This is a genomic window from Pseudaeromonas pectinilytica (genome assembly GCF_054780855.1).
The window spans coordinates 1-935 of record NZ_BAAGVN010000191.1 but is presented as its reverse complement, the minus strand read 5'-3'; the positions used below and the strand labels follow the sequence as shown (position 1 = coordinate 935).

The 935-nt window shown below is 55.8% G+C and carries 3 protein-coding genes; all 3 read left to right on the top strand.

Going from position 1 to position 935, the window contains the following annotated elements:
- Positions 1 to 49 precede the first annotated feature (49 nt).
- Complete coding sequence (locus ACYVG7_RS10155) at positions 50 to 385, top strand: DUF2730 family protein (RefSeq protein ID WP_460883006.1); 336 nt, start codon at positions 50 to 52, stop codon at positions 383 to 385.
- Positions 382 to 675 (top strand): VpaChn25_0724 family phage protein, encoded by a 294-nt coding sequence (locus tag ACYVG7_RS10150; RefSeq protein WP_460883005.1) that lies wholly within the window; start codon positions 382 to 384, stop codon positions 673 to 675. Before ACYVG7_RS10155 ends, ACYVG7_RS10150 begins: the two co-directional genes overlap by 4 nt.
- Before the next feature lie 3 nt (positions 676 to 678).
- Positions 679 to 935 (top strand): phage protein Gp27 family protein (locus ACYVG7_RS10145; RefSeq protein WP_460883004.1); only part of this gene is annotated, 257 nt, incomplete at its 3' end.

Below are 935 nucleotides of genomic sequence, written 5' to 3'. Positions count from 1 at the left end.
GTGCGATGTGTCGAGTGCCTGACACTACGCGAGAAGCAGGAGGCTATTCGTGCTGGACATTATTAAAACCTATTGGCCGATATTCCTGACATGCGTGTCACTGATCTCGCTGGTGATCCAAACCCTGCTGGTTAAGACCTATGCCAAACGAGAGGAGGTTGCGTCATTGGGCTCGTCGTTGGGTGGTGAGGTTGCTGTTCTTGGCAGTCGTTTAATGCTGGTCGAGAAGAGGATCGAGGACTTGCCCAGTGAGCGAGAGTTGCATCGTTTGCAGCTTGAAATTAGCGATCTACGCGGTGAGTTGCGCGCTGTTAGTCCGCAACTTGTGCAGTTACGCAGTCTTGCTGATCTGCTGTTAGAAAATGAACTTAAGGATAAAGCATGAGCATGATGGAGTTACTCGATGCTGACCGTCGCCTGGTGATTTTGCGCAGCTTAGTGGACGTTGGAGGCGAGGCCAATGAGTCGATCCTCAATGACTGCCTGGACGCTTATGGCCACCGCGTCAGCCGTGACCAGGTGCGCACCCATATCAATTGGTTGGCAGAGCAAGGGCTGGTCACTGTTGAAATGGTGGGCAGTTACATGGTGGCCAGCCTGACCGGCCGAGGCCAGGACGCTGCCGAAGGGCGTGCCACTGTGCCTGGTGTTAAAAAGCCTCGGGCGCGGGGGTGATGCATGGCCGATGAACGCCCCACCCGAGGTCGCGCCAGTAAAGTCGACCTGCTGCCGGAGAATATCCGCAATCAGCTGCATGCGATGCTGCGGGAGAAGTCGATTACTCAACAAGAGATCCTGGACTCTATCAACGAGCTGATTGAAGACGTTGGCCTGCCCGACGATCTCAAACTCTCCCGTTCTGGTCTGAATCGCTATGCCACCCAGGTGGAAAAGGTGGGGGCCAGTCTGCGCCAGATGCGTGAGGCCACCGCCGC

Bases quoted from the DNA above. Each gene is read 5' to 3' on its own strand.
- ACYVG7_RS10150 (WP_460883005.1), top strand. From the start codon at position 382: ATGAGCATGATGGAGTTACTCGATGCTGACCGTCGCCTGGTGATTTTG.